Origin of the sequence: Planctomicrobium mucosum, assembly GCF_051466335.1 — a bacterium.
In the GTDB taxonomy this organism is placed as follows: Bacteria; Planctomycetota; Planctomycetia; order Planctomycetales; family Planctomycetaceae; genus Planctomicrobium.
The window spans coordinates 4,086,013-4,105,300 of the sequence record NZ_CP195793.1; the positions used below are offsets into that span (position 1 = coordinate 4,086,013).

Here is a 19,288-nt window from a genome sequence, read left to right on the forward strand (position 1 = left end):
AAGCGGGAGCGCAGGAATTTGAGACGATTAATTGCTGAAGATGTCGTCGAAAAACAGCTTCATTGCGGTCCACGATCTGACGTCAGCTGATCGGTCGTATTTCAGGTTATCGACACCATAGTCACCTGCTTTGGGATTCGTGAACCCATGTCGGGCGCCGCCAAATACGACGATCGTATACTTCGACTTTGTCTGCTCCATTCCAAAAGCAAATGCGTCAATCTGAGCAGCGGGAATGCTGCTGTCTGCAGCCCCGGTGAAGACTAGCACTTCTGGCGCCACAGTGGAGTCGACTGCAGGGGGAGTCAACGCGCCGTGAAAGCTCACGACACCCTTGAGTGGAGCCCCTGCATAGGCGAGTTCGATTGCAGTTGAACCACCAAAACAGTATCCGATCGCGGCGAGTTTATCTGCATCCACCGAGGGGTGTTCTTTGAGAACATCAAGGCCCGCCAAAGCTCTCGCACGCCATTTCTGACGGTCACTTCGCACTGTTCCAACAAACCCGGCAGCCTGTGTTGCCTGAACCGTGACCTTTCCTCCGCCATACATATCTACCGCGAATGCCACGTAGCCTTCTGCTGCCAATTGTTCGGTGCGGGCCTTCGCGTAATCGTTGAGTCCCCACCATTCGTGAACAACCAAAACACCGGGCCGTTTTTCATTGACCGCGTCGTCCCAGGCGAGGTAACCCTTGAGTTCCAACCCGTCGTGATCGTACGTCACCTCCTTGGTCTGGACTTCTGCGCGAACGACTTGAGTAACTGAGGTCATTGTCAGCAGGACAAACGCTGCACGCTGTACGATTGGCCATAAATTCCGCATCGTGGAAACTCCCAGGTGAAAGGTAATGACTCCCGGAGCCTACCAACGATCTCGAAGCAGTCAACCCGCAGAGGACCTGCAACGCCGTTGACGCTGGGTCGACCCGCATCATGCTGGCATGAGCCCTTCCCGAATCGCGAATCGTGTCAGCACCACTCGATCATGAATGCCCATCTTCTGCATGATGCGGTATTTGTGACTCTCAATGGCCCGTTCGGAGAGCATCATCATTTTTGCGACTTCTTTGACGCTGTCCCCTCGAGCAAGATGGCGCAGCACCTGAATCTGTCTCAGCGTCAGGCTGGAAAAGAAACTCTGCGTCTTCACTACAAATTGTCGTGATTCTCGATCGTATTGTATGCGTTCCTGAATCCGTTCCGAGTAAATCGTTTCCCCCTGTGCAATTCTTGTGATCGCATTGACGATTTGGGCCACGGATTCGGACTTCAGCAGGTACCCAACGACGCCAAGTCGGATCGCAATATCAATGAAAATGTCGGTGTCGTAACTCGTGAAGAAGATTGTTCGAGTCGCGGGAAGTCGAGATGCGATCTGCTCGGCGACCTCAATCGCTCCTCTTCCGGGAATCTCCAGATCCATAATGACCAGATCGGGTTTCCGGTTCATGATCTCGAAAAACGCGCGGTCAGAGTGCGTCATCGCCGCAATGACTTCGAATTCAGGATTCGCTTGAAGACTGGCGGAAAGCGAATCTAAAACGATCGGCTGCTCATCAATGATCACGACTTTCTTTGTCACCATGCGAGAGTGTCCTGTTGGCTGACTACTGTTCATGCGATCACACGATGCGTGTCATATCAGCAACTTCCACCGTGTTCGTCTAGGGGAATGTTGCATTTTTTCACCACCACTTTTACTGATTCGACCAAGAGTTGCATTTTTCTGCACTCCGAACCTCGTTGGAAGAATCCCCACAGGTTTAACCTCATTCCATTTGCACAAAACACGTTACGACGCAATCTTTGAGTTTTTCACTCTCAAAGTGTTATTTCAATGCATCAATTCACTTCATTCGTGAGTGAAAATCTACGGGAGGAGCGCGAAAGGTAAGTATTTTTACTCACATACATCACATTCCCTTTATTCCTCCCATTGTGTGCATCATTTCGCGGGGCAATCGGTACTCAATCACAAGTCCTTTCCCTCAAACAAATCTTGCAACAACGGGAGGACTGCTCTCACGGACATCGCTCGTCGTTCTTTGCGACAATGCTACCCGGCAGCGACTTTTGAATTCGTCGCTCGCCGTTACCAACGTCAACTGGCGATGCACGTTGTGGACTCTTACAATGCCACGTTGAACGAAATTTTGGGCCACCCAGCGAACCTGCAGTTCGAATCCCGATTCCACCTGTCATCATGAAGCTGGGTAGCCCTGGCTCTTAGCACGCTCCAAAACTGAACGAGATCAATGCTCGACGAACGCATCAAGCTGAAAAACGTGTGGTTGGCAGGGCTATTGGCATGGTTGCTGCCAGGAGCCGGCCACCTTTATCAGGAACGTTACTTCAAAGGTGCGATCTATTTTGTTTGCATTCTGGGATTGTTTTTCTTCGGCCTCGTTTTGAGTAATTGGCAGGCGATCCAGCCCCCCTCGAAAGAGGCAGTGAAGGGAGGACAGATTGCGGCAATCCTGAAATACGGGACTCAGGCTGCTGTCGGAATTCCAGCCTTTTATGGACTCGTCCAGCGTGAACGTATTGAAAGCCCCAAAAATGTCCCGGAGACATCGATTTCCGGAAAGGTCTCGTACCCAGTACACGGTCTTCTCACATTCCGTGATGGAAGTCGCTCAGGGCAGATTGAGGGCACGCTTGACCTAGAGCCGTCTCAGGGACAGTTTGGAAAGTCCGGGATTTCTGGCACTTTCACTGGGAAGTTAAACGGCGAGAATGTCAAGTTTCCGCTTGGCACCGATGTTCAGCTCGCTCCCCCTGTTGGTGGGAGTAGAGATCGTGCAGTCGCAGGGACCATCCTGCTCGAGCAAAACGGACGGACGGAGCAATATGGAACTCTGCGTGGATCGGTCCCGCGAACGTTCTGGAACTGGTTCCAGGCTCCAGTTGATAAAGAGCAGGAAGAAGACCTGCACCGTCGCTTGGGCAAATTCCATGAATTGGCAATGGTCTTCACGTGGATCGCAGGGCTCCTGAACATTCTCGCCATCTGGGATGCAATTGATGGTCCCGCATACGGCTACAGTGGAAATCACGGGAAAAAGCCTCAACCTGCTCCTGAAGCGTAATCCTGCCGAGACAACACGGAGCATTTAGTCCGAGAAATTCTTAGTTACTGCCGCTCAACCTTACAGCGAAGTCATATGAACATTACCTGGTTTCTCTTTCCGATGGCAGCAGCAATCAGCCTTGTCTGGAATGCGAGCCGCTATGAATCAACAGAAGTCATCGTCCAGCGTTCTGTGAGAATGTTCATCCAGATCGTTGTGGTCATGCTGATTATTCTGCTTGCCCTCGTGGGGCTTTCCTACAAGATCTGACAAGCTCGCGCATTCGTCGATTTCGATAATCGGCGATGTACTCGATAAAAGTTTCAATACGTTATTTCATTGATTGAATATCTGGTTCCATGTCTGACATTCCAAAGCTTTACGACCCTCAGTCAGCCCAGTCGAAATGGTTTACTTTCTGGGAAGAACGGGGCTACTTCAACGCTGATCCTAACCCGAGTCGTCCGCCCCATACCATTATGATCCCCCTGCCGAATGTGACAGGGGCATTGCACATGGGGCATGCGCTGAACAGCACCTGCCAGGATCTGGTCAATCGATGGCGCCGGATGCAAGGCTTCGAAGCTCTCTGGATGCCCGGAACCGACCATGCAGGGATTGCGACACAGGCTGTCGTTGAACGCCGAATGCTGGAAGAGGAAGGACTGACCCGTCGTGACGTCGGACGGGAAGCGCTCGTCAATCGAATCTGGCGGTGGAAAGAGACCTACGAAAAGCGAATCATCGGTCAGTTGAAGTCGATCGGCGACAGCTGTGATTGGCGTCGTACGCGATTCACGCTGGACGACGTATGTGCTCGCGCGGTGAGGCGGACATTCTTCAAGATGTTCGGTGACGGACTGATTTTCCGCGGCAAGCGTCTTGTGAACTGGGATTGTCACCTGCAGACCGCAGTTGCCGATGATGAAGTGTTTGACGAAGAAGTCGCAGGTAATTTCTGGACATTCAATTATCCCGTCGTCGACGACAATGGACAACCAACGGGGCAGCAGATCCGTTTTAGTACCACTCGACCAGAAACGATGCTCGCTGATTCTGCAGTCTGCGTACATCCCACTGATGAACGGTACACTGATCTCGTCGGGAAAAAGGTTCGCATTCCTCTCAACGGTCGACTCATCCCGATCATCGCTGATGCACTTCTTGCGAACAAGGAACTTGGAACTGGAGCGGTGAAAGTCACACCGGCACACGATCCGAATGACTATGCGTGCTACTTACGTAACCCTGAAATTGGCATGATCAATCTGCTGAATGCAGACGGAACGTTCAATGAAAATGCCGGTGAATGGCAAGGAATTGACCGTCTCGAAGTTCGTCACCAACTTGTTGAACGGATGATTGAACTCGGCCACTTCGAAGGGGTCGAGGATCGCGTCATTCCGCTCAAGCACAGCGATCGTTCCAAGACTCCGGTTGAGCCGTTCCTGTCCGACCAGTGGTTCGTGAAAATGGACTCGCTGGCACAGAACGCGATTGATGCGGTGGAAGATGGACGTGTTCGGTTCTTCCCGCAACGATACGCGAAGACTTACATCGACTGGCTCGCAGAGAAGCGCGACTGGTGTATTTCCCGCCAGCTTTGGTGGGGGCACCGGATTCCAATCTGGGCAAAGGTCGACTCACCGGAATCGCGTGCGACTCTTGAAGCTCTCGGTGCCACATTTGACGGCGACCAGGTCATATTCTTACCCGCAAAAGCCGCTGCATTGGGAGCAACAATTGCCGACGGTATCCAACCGGGTGAACGACTGATCCTCGTTTGTATCGCTGACGGCAATTCCGATTTGGAACAGCTATTTGAAGCTGCTGGGTTCGAACAAGATCCTGACGTGCTCGACACATGGTTCTCTTCGGCACTTTGGCCACATGCGACACTCGGCTGGCCGGATACGACTCAGAATCCTCCGTTGGACGCTTCCGAAGTTGCCAAGCAGGTTCATGCTGGGGCTGAGGCGTCAGCCGGTTCAGGCGAACAACGTAACGAAGTACTCGATTACTTCTACCCCGGCAACGTGCTGATTACCTCGCGAGACATCATCACGCTCTGGGTCGCGAGAATGGTTCTCACCGGTCTGTACAACATGGGGAAGGTTCCCTTTCAGCATGTTCACGTTCACCCGAAGATCCTCGATGGATTCGGACAGACAATGTCCAAATCCAAGGGGAACGGTGTTGATCCAGTTGACCTGATCAACAAGTACGGTACGGATGCGGTACGCTTTACGATCGCATCACTGGCAGGGGAAACTCAGGACGTCAAGCTCCCGATCAGCTATGAATGTCCGAAGTGTGAAACGCTTGTCCCGCAGACTTTGAAGCATCAGAACGCGAAGCCTGAAGGGGGCGTGAAGCCGACGATTCACTGTCCTAAATGTAAAGCGAACTACCAGTATACCAGCCCGAATTACGATCCAGATCCGGACGCCCCGATCGCCCGAATGGTGAGTGAGCGATTCGAGTACGGTCGAAACTTCTGCAACAAATTCTGGAATGCAGCTCGTTTCGCCATGATGAACCTCGCCGATTACCAACCCGGCGAAGTGAAGTTCGAGCAGCTGCAGCTTGAGGACAAGTGGATTCTCTCTCGACTCTCGACAACCGCGAATGCTGTCAACGAATATCTGGGGCGTTATCAGTTTGACGCTGCGACCCGGGCCGTTCGAGATTTTACCTGGAACGAATTCTGCGACTGGTATCTCGAAATGGTGAAGCCGCGACTTCGCCGTAATGACGCCGTGGAGCAGACGCCGGAATTGATCGAGCAGCGCCAGACTGCCCAACGGGTTCTGTTAGCTGTGCTTGATTCACTTGTCCGTCTGTTGCAGCCGTTTGCACCGTTCATTTGTGAAGAATTGTGGCAACGTCTCAACGAAATCGCCCCACAACGTGCGCTGCCTGTTGAGTCGGGTGATCTCGTTCTGGTGCCACAGCCGGCTTCAGAAGCTGCCATCATTGCGTCCTGGCCGACCATTCCGAAGGGGTGGCAGGAAGTTGGTCTGGAAAAGCGATTCGAACGACTTCAGGAGACCATTGCTGCCGTCCGCAACGTTCGTTCGATCTACAACATTCCACCCGGAACTCCCGTCAAGTTGTTGATGCGAACAAGCTCGGAAGTCGCAGGCGATATGCAATCTGTCGCAGCCCAGTTCGACAATCTCGCGAAGGCTGTCCTCGAAGCTGCTGGAGGAGATGTCGAACGTCCAAGCGGTGCGGCGAGCTTTACGCTGGCTGATGCGGATGGATTCATTCCACTGGAGGGGTTGATCGATACAAAAGCGGAACTCGAACGGCAAATGAAAGAAGCGGAGAAGATTCGCAAACACATTGCCGGTCACTCTGCGAAACTGGAGAACGAGAGCTTTGTCAGTAAGGCTCCCGCCCATGTTGTCGATCAAATCAGAGAAACGCTCGAAGGCCTCAAGAACCAGCTGAAGAGTGTTGAAGAAGTGATTGCAGATCTCGGATAACCATTCATTTCTCGGATGAATGGCTGTTGGGAAAATGACTTCAGAACAATTGGCGATCGTGATCGAGTCGCCAATTGTTCGTGGATTTCGACTGTGAAGCGTTCGGGAGACGGACTTGCTCGCCGCAGGATTCTCAAAGGTGAGCTGTCAGAAGTTGGGGCAGATCCTAACCTGATTTACTTGAGCGGCATGCAGTTTGTGTGCTGCTCTTTTTTTGTGGCGCCACGTCGTCGGTGAATGAGACCTGGGGGACACTGTGTCGACAGAAAAATCTGATGCCATCGTGATCCGCCAGGCGGATTTCAGCGAATCGAGTCGCGTGATCACCCTGTTCACGAAGGATTTCGGAAAAATTTCCGGACTCGCCAAAGGGGCAAAGCGCCTGAAGAGTGCCTTCGAGGTCTCCTTGGACATTCTCTGTGAGTGTCGAGTTGTGTTTATTCGGAAAGCAACCGGGAACCTCAACTTGCTCACGGAATCGCAATTGATTCGACGCTTTCAGCCCAAGCCGGGGAGTTTGCCACATCTCTATGGGGGATACTACGTTGCAGAACTTATTGACGCTCTGACAGAGGAAGAAGACCCGCACGAGTCGCTCTATACCATTGCTGTCGATACGCTGTCCCGTCTCGCCTCGTCGAATTCTATTTTTGTCCCAATCTGTCATTTCGAGATCTCCCTGCTTCGCGAAATTGGCCAAATTCCCGATTTTGAAACCTGCATTATTTGCCACCGAGAGATCGAAGATGGAGAGAGTTCGCGATTTTGGGTCGCGCAGAGCGGATTGATCTGTTCAAGCTGTGGCAGTTCAGAGTATCAAACCGCCGAATTCCATCCGGAATCGCTGACTGTGCTCAGAAGTTTGGCCAGCGAACAGGTGCCGGAACTGGATTTATCAGCCCTCCAGGGGCGCACGATCAAGGAGGTCCGGCGATTGCTGGCCGCTGCGATCTCACATGTCCTTGGAAAGCGACCCAAAACACTTCCGTTATTGAACTTTTAAGGGACTCAATCAAAGTACGCTCCTTTCGATTCTGGCTGGCCAATGCAGATTTCTCGTTGCCAGCAAGAGTCCTTGTCCAATCCTCCCTTCAACGATCTGTCTGACATCGTGTCAGTCAGTTGAGCAGGTCCATGCCTGAAATTATGCGACAAAAATCTCGAAGGCTCGCGCTGGCCCTTCTGCTGTCCTCCGGGATCGTGGTTGGGACTGGTTGCGGTAGCCTGACGAAATTTTCTCGCAACGATTCGCTGGAACGGGAGATGAAGAGCGATCCGAACTACTCAATTGCGGGTGTTCAGGGGCCGATCGAGCGGAAATTGAGTCAGGAAAGCTGGGAGCGTAAACGAGCTGAACTTCTTCGGGACGGGGATGATCAAACTCATCAGGCATTGATTGACTACGATGCCGCCATGTCTTTGTACGAAAATGGAAAGTACGCCGAAGCGGAAGCAGCCTTCACGCAAGTTGTCAAAGGTCGACGCAAACTCCACGAAAGTTTCTGGGTGAAATTCCGGAAAGCGTGGGGAGCAGAAACCGAAAATCCAACTGACATGTACGGCACCTATGGCGACGCGATTGAAGAAGATGCGTTGTTTATGGTCGCGGAATCCCAGTTCTCGCAAAAGAAATACGCACACGCTGAGAAGAATTATCAAGAGCTTCTGGGCAAGTACCCATCGACTCGTTACCTGGACCCGACGACTCGGCAACTCTTCCGGATCGCCCGCTATTGGCTCGATTTCCCAGAGGACGAAGCGACAGCAAATCAGTCCCAGATTCAGGTGGCTGGTCACGAGACAACGGAACTCGGCAAGATCGAAGAGCCAATTCGTAAACCTTCGGTGACATCACGAGTACCTGTTCTCCCCAATCTTTCCGATAGATCTCGACCAACATTCGATACTTATGGGGCAGGAAAACGGGCACTCCGCGCCATTTGGCTGAATGACTCGACTGGCCCGCTGGCAGATGACGCATTGATGCTCGCTGCCAACCATGCACTGCGAACAGAAGACTATGTCGAAGCTGCCCGGTTATACGCGCTGCTTCGCGAACAATACCCTGACAGTCCACACATTAAAGATGCATATCTGCTTGGCTCTCATGTGACATTGGCTTCCTATCTGGGGCCGGCTTACGACGGGAAGAGCCTGGAAACCTCTCGCGAGCTCAAAGAAGACATGCTCGCCATGTTCCCGGAACTCACGCAGGATCAGAGAAGCCAGCTTGAAGACGAGGTGAATCGTCTCAAAGAAGCTGAGATTCAACGGCTTTGGGATCTGGTTGAGTTTTATCAGGCCAAGAGGATGTATCCGGCAATCAAGCTGCATTGCTATCTCATCCTGAATCGCCATCCAGACTCGAAATACGCAGAGCCTGCTCGCGAGAAACTCCGCGAAGTAGAACGCAAGGAACAAGAGTGGGCGAACTCACCTTGGAACCTGAAGAGGAATCGGTCAATCGCAGCGACGGCACCTGCTCAGCCATCGACGCCTGTTGCTCCGCAGCAATCTGCTCAGACAGAAGCAGAATCTGGCCAGACTCCGGCACGAGTCAAACTTCCAGAGCCGGAGGCCGCTCCTGCCGTTCTTCCAGAACCTCAGCAGCTGACGGAACCAGAAGCGAAGCCGCGGCTTCTGCCTCGACTATTCCCTTCCAACCGTGAGGAAGAGCCTGCTCCTCTCTCACCGCCAAATCGGTCTGTTCCCAAATCTGCTCCAGAGGTAGAATCCGACTCGAACCCGTTCGATCCGACCCGACGTGCGAACTTCGAGAATTGACCCATGTTTCGCAGCAGCTCAACTCAAATATCATTCACGCGAAGACTCGCGTTGTGGTCGTTGGTCTGCCTGAGCGGGTGTGGTTACGTGGTGGGATCGCCTTATCGCACGGAACTCCGAACGATTCATGTCCCAACCTTTCGCAATGATGCGTTTCAGGCATCGTACACAAACGATGGGTATCGACGTGGCTTTGAACTTCAACTCACTGAAGCAGTTCAAAAGCGAATTCAGACTGCCACTCCGTTTCGTCTGACGAAAAGTGAAAATGCAGATACTCGGCTGACAGGACGTGTCGTTAACGTCAGCAAGGGTGTCGTGAATCAGAACAAATACGACGATCCTCGAGAGCTTGAGCTCAATCTGGGTGTCGAAATTGTCTGGGAAGATCTCAAGAGTGGACAGGTGCTGGCCCAAAGCACTGTGCCGATTGACGCTCAGGTCGCACAAGCGGTTGTGAACACAAGTTTCGCACCAGAAACCGGCCAGTCGCTGGCCACCGCGACTCAGTCTGCCGTTGATCAAATGGCTCGCAAAATCGTCGGCATGATGGAAATGCCCTGGTAGAACTGATTCAGTCCGCGGCTTGCGATCGCGACTCCCAATTCTCTCGCGTCACGTAAAACGCATGATGCCGAAATCCGAAGTGATTGACGAGTTTCGCTTCGACTTGCATCTGCAGGCTCTTTGCCACTGCGATCGATGGAAGATTCTCCGGGCGAATCAGTGCAAAGATCCGATCGACATCCAGTCGGCGGAATGCCCATTCCAAGCACGCTGAAGCAGCTTCCTTAGCGAACCCTTGTCGCCAGGATTCTCGCTGGATCATCCATCCAACTTCGATCAGCTCACGGTCTTCGACAAGCTGTCGGACGATTCCAACCAACCCACGCGGTAATTGCGATTCCCGATCAAGAACCAGCCAGAGTGCGAATCCATCCTGAGCGTATCTCTGGAGTTGCTTTTCGATAAACAACAGCGATTCAGAGCGGTCCAGCACCTTGGGGTAAAACTTCATGACCTCTGGATCGCCGCGGAGTTCAGCGACGAAATCCAGATCTCCAACGACCAGCTTTCGCAACACCAGACGATTAGTCGCTAATACAGGAGAACTGTCCGACATACATCACCATTCCCCTTCGGTCACCGACACGCCCAGCGACTGCCTAGGCGTCGGCTTCGTCCGCATCGACAGCATACTCCATCATCTCTTCGAGCGAAGCAAACTCGATCGCTGACATGTGAGTCGAAGCGAGCACAACCTGCGGGGCCGCTCCCGCGTCGTAAGCTTCCTTCCATCGAGTGGCGCAGAGACACCAGCGATCTCCGTGTTTCAAACCCGGAAACTGATATTCCGGAACTGGAGTCGACAGGTCATTGCCAACGCTTCTGGAATAGCGAAGAAACTCATCCGTGACCTGCACGCAGATGATATGCAGACCGTAATCGCCTGGACCTGTATCGCAACAACCGTTACGAAACCAGCCTGTCATTGGATCGTAAGAACAGGGCTGAAGTGGATTCCCAAGGACATTCTTGGCACCGGGCATGGCTAGCCTTCCGATCACGGCACAAAAGTTCGGATTGATTCACTCAGATCTTAATCTGCAACTCACCGATCAACCAGAGCACTGTCGAGTCCGGATTTCGGCGGATCCCCCTCGCAACGTGGCCGCGAATTGGGGTAGATCCTCATCCAAACTTTGTCTTGGTTGCCCCTCAAACGCAAACTCGCTGAGGGGTATTCTAATTCAACATTTCGTCCAATACCGACTGTGGAGCAAGGTCGTATTTTAACGGCTCCATCGAGTACGAAGCACGCCCTTGTGACAGGCTTCGAACATGCGACGAGTAGCCAAACATTCGTGCCAGCGGTGCTTCCGCTTCAAGGGCCGTCAAATGCCCACGTTGCTCGCTAGCAAAAATCTTGGCGTGCCGCTGATTCAGATCGCCTTGAATGTTTCCAACGAATTCTGAAGGTGTCACGACTTCGACCTTCATGATCGGTTCGAGCAATCCAATTTCGGCATTTGTCAACGCTGTCTGAACTGCGTGCGACGCCGCTGCCCGCAAGGCTTCTTCAGTCGTTTCGCCTGGACGGTATCCCACGTCCAGGATAGTCAATTTGACATTCAGCAGAGGATATCCAAGCATGCCCCCTGCCTGCGCGGATTCTCGTACCGCTTCCCGCAAGACATTATCGAGTTCGACTGGAAGCGTTTCGGGTTTGAGTTCAGAAAAGACTGTGATGGGCTGCTCTGAAGCAAATGGCTCGATGCGAACTTTGACGCTGGCGTACGCGTTCTCGCCTGCTGTTGATCGTGAGAAAACCTCTTCTGCTTCTGCCTTCTTCTTCACAGTCTCGCGATAAGAAACGCGCGGACGATGAACACGCACATTCAAATTAAAATCACGCTGCAGGCGATCCTTGAGGATTTCAAGGTGCAGTTCGCCCATTCCGCTGATGAGCGTTTGTCCCGTCTCTTCGTTGACCTTGGCCTTAAAGGTGGGGTCCTGTCGAGAAAGTCGGACAAGAGCGTCCTCAAGTTTTTTCCGGTCGGCGTTGGTTTCGGGCTCCACCGCCATCGAAATCACCGTCTCAGGAAACGCAATCGATTCCAGGAGCAGGGGCAGATTCTGTTCGCAAAGTGTGTCGCCTGTCGCCACATCTTTAGGGCCGATGATCCCGCAAATATCGCCCGCTTCGACAATGTCTGTTTCGATCTTCTCCCGGGAATCTGCCTGGATATGCCACATCTGGCTGCAGAATTCTTTCTTCCCGGTTCGAGGATTCAGCAGACGCGTTCCTGCTTTGAGGACGCCGGAATAGACGCGGACGAAGCACAAGTCGGCGTGCTTGTCGGCGACGATTTTGAAAATCAACGCCGCCAAAGGAGCCTCTTTGTCTGGAGGACAGAGGATCTCTTCTGGCTCCCCTTTTTTGAGCTTTGGATTTCGATTGATCGCCTTCATAGGCGGAATATCGATCGGGCTGGGGAGGTAGCGTGCAACGCCGTCCAGAATTGGCTGCACACCGATGTAGTCCAGCGAAGCCCCTGTGAAAGTTGGCTGCAACTCACCTGCGATTGTCGCTTCTCTCAATAGCCGATGAATCGTTTCTTCTGGCAGGTCTCCCTCTGTGAAGAACTGCTCCAGAGCAGCATCGTCCCGCTCAGCGACGGCATCCAGCAATTTGCCACGCCATTCCTCCGCGAGATCGACGTAATCTTCCGGAATTGACTTCTCTTCGATGATCTGACCTTGAGAGGCGGCGTCGAAGTAAAGCGCCTTGCGGCGAATCAGATCGATGATGCCGGTGAAACCGTGCTCTGCGCCGATCGGGATGAATAATGGAACAGGATTGGCGCGAAGTCGTTTTCGCATCTGCTCCAGAACTCGTTCGAAGCCCGCTCCGATTCTGTCCATCTTGTTGATGAAACAGAGTCGTGGAACTTGGTATTTGTCTGCCTGTCTCCAGACCGTTTCGCTTTGAGCTTCCACACCTTCCACAGCGCTGAAAACAACAACTGCGCCGTCAAGAACTCGCAGGCTACGCTCAACTTCAGCAGTAAAATCGACGTGCCCCGGGGTGTCGATCAGGTTGATCGTGCAGTCTTTCCAATGGCAGGTCACCGCGGCGGAGTAGATCGTAATACCGCGTTTGGATTCTTCCGGGTCGAAATCGGTTTCGGTGGTTCCATCATCCACATTTCCCATCTTGTGGATGGCACCAGCGTAAAAGAGAATTCGCTCTGTTGTCGTGGTCTTACCAGCATCGATGTGGGCGACGATGCCAATGTTGCGAAGTTTTTCGATGGGGCCGGGCATTTCAGACCATTTCTATGGTTCGTCAACAGGCGACCGCATGTCTTATGTCAGAGCCGACTGCCTGTGGAACCTCGCGGATCATTTTCGAAGCAGCGCATCGCGCACGTCGAGAAAAACTGGTTCCAGAAACAAGTTTAGCTGCACCCTTTGAAGTGTGCAGCTAAACGAATATTCAAAACATCGACGCTTGCTAATGTTAGTAAGCGAAGTGGGCAAATGCCTTGTTGGCGTCTGCCATACGGTGAACGTTTTCACGCTTAGTCATTGCAACGCCTTCTCGCTTGTAGGCTGCAATGAATTCGTCAGCGAGTGACTGAGCAACAGGACGCCCCTTACGACCGCGAACTGCTTCGAGCAGCCAGCGAATCGACAGTGCCTGCTGTCGCTTGTAGTTCACTGGTGTTGGAACCTGATAGGTTGCTCCACCGACTCGCTTTGATCGGACTTCAGTGCTTGGCTTGACGTTGTCAATCGCTGCGTTGAAGACTTCCAATGGGGAAACGTCAGGAATCTTCTTCTCGATCGCTTCCATCGCTTCGTAGAACACGCCAAAAGCGACGCTCTTCTTGCCATCGTACATGAGGCAATTGACGAACTTTGTCACCAGCTTGGAGTTAAACCGTGGATCCGGCTTCAGCTGGGTCTTGCTTGCTGTAAAATTTTTCGCCATCGCTTGTTCTCAACAACAACTGATCGATCTATGTGGGGAGAAAGAGGCATGCAGCTGCCTCATCCGATTCGGCAATAGAGCGCCGACTGTCGGATTACTTGGGACGCTTTGCCCCGTAACGGCTGCGGGCCTGGCGTCGCTTCTGCACGCCAAGAGTATCCAGAACCCCGCGGATAACTTTGTATCGCACCCCGGGCAAGTCGCGAACACGACCGCCGCGAACCAGAACGATACTGTGTTCTTGGAGGTTATGGCCTTCACCGGGGATATAAGCGGTCAGTTCCTTGCCGTTTGACAAGCGAACACGACAAATCTTACGCAAAGCCGAGTTTGGCTTCTTGGGAGTCATCGTTCGCACCTGCAAACAGACGCCGCGTTTCTGCGGAGCACCTTCCAAAAGCGGTGTTTTGGTCTTGGTAGTCTGCTTCTTGCGTGGTTTGCGAATCAGCTGGTTGATTGTCGGCATGGAACCGTTCGTCGCGTCTGAAAGTCAATACTGGCTGGAATTTGCATCAATGTTCCCCCACAGCCGCAAATGTGCGGGTGGAAGGGAATCGAGAAATGTATCGGCCAGCGAGCGGGCGGTCAAGCGTTGCGACCCCTCTTCTCTACGACAACTTGTCAGGAAGTCCCCCTCGGCGACCGTCTGCGGAAGACGATGCAGGCATTTCTAATAGAAGTTTAAGCTCCGGCAGCCAATCGGTCCACCATCTCGATCGACTTGCTCTGCTTCATCAATTCACCCAGAACGTCTACAATCGAGAGAATTCCTGACGGAACAATCATTCGGATGAATTGAAGTTGCTCTTCGAGACGCTGCAATTCTCGTAATCAGAAAACTTTAGATCACGGAGACATGCCAGTGTCGACTCCACACCAGAACTACGATGCAGCCATCAATCTTAAGAATGCCGGTGATCTGGATGGGGCCATTGCGCTGCTGAAAGAAAATGCAGTGCAACATCCGGAGCACGCAGATACACACGCTGCTCTCGCTGTCTATCTGCAGCGACAGGGGAATTTCGATGATGCGATTTCACATGCGAAAAAAGTTTGTGAGATTCTCCCGAATGACCCGTTTTCTTACACGCAGCTTTCTGTGATCTACGTGAAATGCGGGAAGATCCCTGAAGCAGAAGAGGCGAAGGCACGTGCTCATATGGCTCAAGCTGGTGGGGCAATTCGCTAATCGGCGGATTCCACATCTTCATTTGTGATGCTCAAACTCTCGAATCCTTGCAGCCCGATTGGTTGCAAGGATTCTTTATTCCATAATTTCATGAGACTTGGTATAAATTTGAATAGTTCAATCTTAAACAGCGCGTTATTCGAGATCCTGACGCCCTAAGAGCATCCAAAACTTTCGGGAAGCCCAGCACCGATGGCTTATTTTAAATGGTTACTTGGAGGATTGGTCGGCGCAGGAATCGGCGGGATTGTTTGGGTATTACTTGGCTACTATGCCAACGTTGAAGTTGGCTATATCGCTTGGGGGATCGGGTTGCTGGCGGGCCTTGGAGTTCGCGTCCTCGCCGACTCAGAGCATGGGATTGGTCCCGGTATCGCAGCGGTGACGACAGCCACGCTTGTGATTTGTGTTTCGAAATACGTGGTGATTTCGATGCTTCTCTCGAATTCATTACAGACTGATTTATTAAGATCAAACTTTACGCTTTCTGAAGAGGAAGAGGTGGCGCTCATCGCCTCGGAGATTGCTCAATCGCAAGAGGAAGCCGGAACCGCAGTGAAATGGCCCAAAGGGATGACCTTGGAAGACGCGTTCTTGAAGGCGGACTTTCCTGCATCCATCTGGAAAGAGGCGCTGGCAGTTAGACGCAAGCAGACACCAGAGGAGAGGGCTAAAATGCTTCAGGACCGCAGAGAAGCAATCGATGCAATCATTGACGAAATGGTCCCTGCGATGCGTCAGGACCTGTTCTTTGCTCAGTTTGGAATTTTCGACCTACTTTGGTTTGGGCTCGCCGCCTTCACTGCTTTTCGTGTTGGGAGCGGGGCTGATAATTAGTTCGACTCTTGAAGCCTCAATAGTCATTGCGGGGTGACCTCTTTGATTGAGGCCGAAACAATCCCTTCTCGGCAGTTTCGCTGCAGATCGGCAGGACAGAGCTGACGCGGAAGGCATGGTCTTTACACGAGCTGTGGTATTCATTTCCACTCAGGGGGGCGCCACAAGTCCTCTGCCGATGCAGCGAGAAAACAACCAGAGTTGTCTCTCAGTTCGCAATGTCGACAAGCGACTTCCGCGTCCCTTTAATGGGCAGACTGAAAAACGGGCCGAACGATCGATGACTTAGGAAAGGGCATCCTTGAGTCGCGGTGAAACGACTTTCGAAATTCAACCTGATGATAAGCATGTCCTCCAGCGGGTGATGCTCAGTCAATTTCTTTTCACGTCAGGAAATTCGCTGACTGTCGGGGCAATCTTCTATTATTTCGTTTCGCAGTTCGCCCCATCCGCAATGTTTCTGGCTTTACTCATGATTACGCCAGAACTGTCCCAGTCGATGAGTCTGCTGGCTGGAAGAACTTTTCAGTCCAACTTTCATAATCGAAAACGGAACTGGATCGTATTTCTGATTCTCGCCCGTCTCGTTGCGATGTTCATTCCGATCGCACTCCTCTGGCCAATCCAAGGGTCAGCGACCGAGCGTGCAATGCAACTTGAACCGCTATTGTTTGTGCTTGGCTGTACCGTAGTGTGGTATCTCTGTCAGGGGATTTCGTACATCAACCTGATGTCTTGGCTCAGCGACCTGGTCCCTCAAGCTCGTTGGGGAGAGCTGTTTTCGAGACGTCAGATTGCCAGTCACTTCGCTGCCATTGGTTTTCCACTGCTGATGCTGTTCCTGCGCCAACAGGCGTTAAAAGGGCTCCCCAAAGAAGTGGAACGGTGGAGTTACGGTGCATTGTTTCTGCTGGGAGGGATCCTCACCCTGAGTTCTATTATTCCGCTCCTGTCAGTCCAGCATCACGCACCCCGTAAAGCAATACTCGAGCCGATAGCGGTCACAAAAGGTATGCGTTTCTCCGCATCGTTTCTGTATCTCCTGGTTTCCCGGTGGTGGCTGGCTTTTTTTCAGGGGCTCACGCAAGCGATCCTGTTTAAGTTCGCTGTCGGCTATCTCCACCTTTCACTGCTGACCTACGCCCTTTTGCAAAGCCTGATGATTTTCGTCCAGCTCCCTACAGCTTGGCAGGCCAGTCAGGTCTGTGATGCCTATCAGGATCGACGGGGGATGCAGTGGAGCATGGTGGTCGTCAGTTTTGCGATGCTGCTCTGGATGTTCTCAACGCCTGAGCACTGGTGGTTGGTGACTGGGGCTTACATTCTTTGGGGCGGCTTCGGCATGCTGAATGTCTGTGGTCACAGCCTGTGCTTCAAGCTCTCACCACGACAACACAATCGAACGCATTTCGCACTTTACGAGCAAATCTCCGGACTGATCGCTGGACTCGCGGGATTGTTGGGGGGCTTCTGGTTCGACTCCATGATCGTCAAAAATGCGTCGCCGGGCGAGGTTCAGGTCGCTCCGTACCTGTTGATCTTCTTCGTTTCCTGGCTCGGACGACTCACTGCTCCAATATGGCTGTTCGGTATCAAGCAGCCTCGACCGGAAAGCGATGATCAGATGAACTGAAATTTTTGGACGAGTTTCCTACCATGGTTCGAGGTGTTCCTCAGACTCAGACCACTGACCCGCCAGACTTCATACCGTCAAGGGAAATTTCAATGATTCCACGCATGCTACTGATGGCATTGGCTGTCGCTTTCTTCATGCCCGTTTCACAAATGCAGGGAGCGGATGCGAAGTCCAAGATCCTGTTTGTGACACAAAGTGTCGGATTTAAGCACGGCTCTGTTTCTCGTCCGGCGGACAAGCTCGCTCCAGCGGAAATTGCTCTCACGCAGCTTGGTGAAAAGACAGGGCTGTTCGAAGTTCATTGCACACAAGATTGTGCTGCTGACTTCACTAAAGAAAATCTGCAGAACTACGACATCGTTGCTTTCTACACAACTGGCGATCTTCCCATTTCGGAAGAGGATAAAGAGTATTTCTTCAAAGAATGGCTCCCTCAAAAAGGACACGGTGTCCTGGGTTTCCATTCTGCGATGGATACATTTCACAACTACGAGCCATACTGGGACATGATCGGCGGGGTCTTCATTTCTCACCCTTGGAACTCCGGAAACGATGTCACAATTGCCAATCACGACGTTGAAAATCCGCTGACCAACTCGTTTGGCCCAGAGTTGAAGCTCAAAGAAGAGATCTATATGTACCGCAACTGGCAGCCCAAAAAAGTGCGCGTGCTCATGAGCCTCGACTATGCCAACAGTCCGATCGGAAATGCAATTAACACATCGCACGGCTTCCACGTTCCGGTCTGCTGGATCAAGAACTACGGGGACGGAAAAGTTTACTGCAATAACCTCGGCCACAATGAAACAACCTGGACTCGGGCAGATTACATGGAATCTATCGAGAACGCTGTGAAGTGGATTCGAGGAGACATTGAAATTGACGCCACACCGAATCCGGAGTTGTCAGCGGCTCAGGAAACGAAAGCTCAGGCCGATTTTAAAGCCGGCAATTTTCAGGAAGCTGGAAAATAGTGCGTCTGGACGAAGAGAGACGCCTCCCCGTCTAGCTCGGGGAGACAGAGATCGAACAAGGGAGGAAGAGAAGATCTTCTTCCCTTGTTTTTTGCGGAGGGTCGGCCGTACGCCTCCACATCCGCGATCATTTCCAACGATTCCGATTTGAGAATTCATTTTGACCATTGGGGCAACGGAACCGGAACGTTAAATTGAAGCGGTGCAATCATCAATCGGTTCCATTTTCGGCTCTGAACTCATCTGAAATGTCTGAAAAAAAGCAAGAACGAATCGCGATTTACGCGGGTAGTTTCGACCCATTCACCTTGGGGCACGAAGATATCGTGCGTCGTGGAGCTCAGCTCTTCGACAAGGTCGTCGTCGGCGTGGGGATTAATCCAGACAAGAAGCCGCTATTCTCAGCGGCCGAACGTGAAGAGTCGATGCGAGCATCGCTTGTTGATGTGCCAAACGTGATCATCGACCACTTCTCCGGGCTGACTGTCGACTTCGCTGACAGCCACGGGGCGACTGTGATGATTCGAGGCGTCCGGACAGTCTCGGATATTGAAGCAGAATTCACGATGGCGCTGGCCAATCACATGATGGCACCTCACCTCGAAACGGTGTTCCTCATGGCAGCCGAAAAGTTCTCTCACATCTCCAGCACGCTGATTAAGCAAATTGCGTTCATGGGGAAAGAGACGACCCATTCGCAGCTGGAAAAATTCGTTCCTCGAAGTGTGATCGCTCCGCTGATGAAAAAAGTGGAAGAGCGGAACCAGAAACTCAGAGATGAGAAGTAACGAGGCTGCGAGGTTGAG

The 19,288-nt window shown here is 52.3% G+C and carries 18 protein-coding genes; 11 read left to right on the top strand and 7 right to left on the bottom strand.

The annotated features are described in order from the left end of the window. Positions 1–27 precede the first annotated feature (27 nt). The gene (locus SH668x_RS16195) at positions 28–825 is read right to left on the bottom strand and encodes a dienelactone hydrolase family protein (RefSeq protein WP_437186102.1); all 798 of its coding nucleotides are present in this window, start codon (positions 823–825) and stop codon (positions 28–30) included. Between the two features lie 108 nt (positions 826–933). Then, positions 934–1,587: a response regulator gene (locus tag SH668x_RS16200; RefSeq protein ID WP_437186103.1), complete on the bottom strand. Its 654-nt coding sequence runs from the start codon at positions 1,585–1,587 to the stop codon at positions 934–936. Positions 1,588–2,257: 670 nt separating this feature from the next. On the opposite strand from SH668x_RS16200, the gene SH668x_RS16205 reads away from it, so the two are divergent. The 6 genes from SH668x_RS16205 to lptE all read left to right on the top strand — a co-directional run bounded on the left by SH668x_RS16205 (position 2,258) and on the right by lptE (position 9,915). Next, positions 2,258–3,091 carry a DUF6677 family protein gene (locus tag SH668x_RS16205; RefSeq protein WP_437186104.1) on the top strand — a complete coding sequence of 278 codons (834 nt, stop codon included), beginning with the start codon at positions 2,258–2,260 and terminating at the stop codon, positions 3,089–3,091. Between the two features lie 75 nt (positions 3,092–3,166). Continuing rightward, positions 3,167–3,343 carry a hypothetical protein gene (locus SH668x_RS16210; protein WP_437186105.1) on the top strand — a complete coding sequence of 59 codons (177 nt, stop codon included), beginning with the start codon at positions 3,167–3,169 and terminating at the stop codon, positions 3,341–3,343. An 89-nt stretch (positions 3,344–3,432) separates the two neighbouring features. Next, positions 3,433–6,564: a valine--tRNA ligase gene (locus SH668x_RS16215; protein ID WP_437186106.1), complete on the top strand. Its 3,132-nt coding sequence runs from the start codon at positions 3,433–3,435 to the stop codon at positions 6,562–6,564. Between the two features lie 256 nt (positions 6,565–6,820). Next, on the top strand, positions 6,821–7,567 hold the full coding sequence (gene recO / locus SH668x_RS16220) for a DNA repair protein RecO (RefSeq protein ID WP_437186107.1): 747 nt from the start codon (positions 6,821–6,823) through the stop codon (positions 7,565–7,567). Positions 7,568–7,827: 260 nt separating this feature from the next. Next, complete coding sequence (locus SH668x_RS16225) at positions 7,828–9,348, top strand: tetratricopeptide repeat protein (protein WP_437186108.1); 1,521 nt, start codon at positions 7,828–7,830, stop codon at positions 9,346–9,348. 3 nt (positions 9,349–9,351) lie between these two features. Then, positions 9,352–9,915: an LPS assembly lipoprotein LptE gene (gene lptE / locus SH668x_RS16230; protein ID WP_437186109.1), complete on the top strand. Its 564-nt coding sequence runs from the start codon at positions 9,352–9,354 to the stop codon at positions 9,913–9,915. A gap of 7 nt (positions 9,916–9,922) precedes the next feature. Here lptE and SH668x_RS16235 read toward each other — a convergent pair whose 3' ends face one another. The 5 genes from SH668x_RS16235 to rpsL form a co-directional block, all read right to left on the bottom strand. Then, positions 9,923–10,471, bottom strand: a complete 549-nt coding sequence (locus tag SH668x_RS16235) for a GNAT family N-acetyltransferase (RefSeq protein WP_437186110.1) — start codon at positions 10,469–10,471, stop codon at positions 9,923–9,925. Between the two features lie 43 nt (positions 10,472–10,514). Then, positions 10,515–10,898, bottom strand: a complete 384-nt coding sequence (locus tag SH668x_RS16240) for a DUF2237 family protein (protein ID WP_437186111.1) — start codon at positions 10,896–10,898, stop codon at positions 10,515–10,517. Between the two features lie 196 nt (positions 10,899–11,094). Continuing rightward, on the bottom strand, positions 11,095–13,176 hold the full coding sequence (gene fusA, locus SH668x_RS16245) for an elongation factor G (RefSeq protein ID WP_437186112.1): 2,082 nt from the start codon (positions 13,174–13,176) through the stop codon (positions 11,095–11,097). A gap of 196 nt (positions 13,177–13,372) precedes the next feature. Further along, on the bottom strand, positions 13,373–13,846 hold the full coding sequence (gene rpsG / locus SH668x_RS16250; RefSeq protein WP_437186113.1) for a 30S ribosomal protein S7: 474 nt from the start codon (positions 13,844–13,846) through the stop codon (positions 13,373–13,375). A gap of 94 nt (positions 13,847–13,940) precedes the next feature. Further along, a complete protein-coding gene (rpsL, locus tag SH668x_RS16255) occupies positions 13,941–14,312 on the bottom strand; it encodes a 30S ribosomal protein S12 (RefSeq protein ID WP_437186114.1) in 372 nt (123 codons plus the stop codon). Positions 14,313–14,708: 396 nt separating this feature from the next. Between rpsL and SH668x_RS16260 the strand changes: the two genes are divergently transcribed. The 5 genes from SH668x_RS16260 to coaD all read left to right on the top strand — a co-directional run bounded on the left by SH668x_RS16260 (position 14,709) and on the right by coaD (position 19,270). Continuing rightward, entirely contained in the window at positions 14,709–15,035 is a 327-nt protein-coding gene (locus tag SH668x_RS16260) for a tetratricopeptide repeat protein (protein WP_437186115.1), read from the top strand. Between the two features lie 192 nt (positions 15,036–15,227). Further along, complete coding sequence (locus SH668x_RS16265) at positions 15,228–15,872, top strand: hypothetical protein (RefSeq protein ID WP_437186116.1); 645 nt, start codon at positions 15,228–15,230, stop codon at positions 15,870–15,872. 301 nt (positions 15,873–16,173) lie between these two features. Next, entirely contained in the window at positions 16,174–17,505 is a 1,332-nt protein-coding gene (locus SH668x_RS16270) for an MFS transporter (protein WP_437186117.1), read from the top strand. Between the two features lie 92 nt (positions 17,506–17,597). Continuing rightward, on the top strand, positions 17,598–18,482 hold the full coding sequence (locus tag SH668x_RS16275; protein ID WP_437186118.1) for a ThuA domain-containing protein: 885 nt from the start codon (positions 17,598–17,600) through the stop codon (positions 18,480–18,482). Positions 18,483–18,730: 248 nt separating this feature from the next. Further along, positions 18,731–19,270 carry a pantetheine-phosphate adenylyltransferase gene (gene coaD / locus SH668x_RS16280; RefSeq protein WP_437186119.1) on the top strand — a complete coding sequence of 180 codons (540 nt, stop codon included), beginning with the start codon at positions 18,731–18,733 and terminating at the stop codon, positions 19,268–19,270. Positions 19,271–19,288 lie beyond the last annotated feature (18 nt).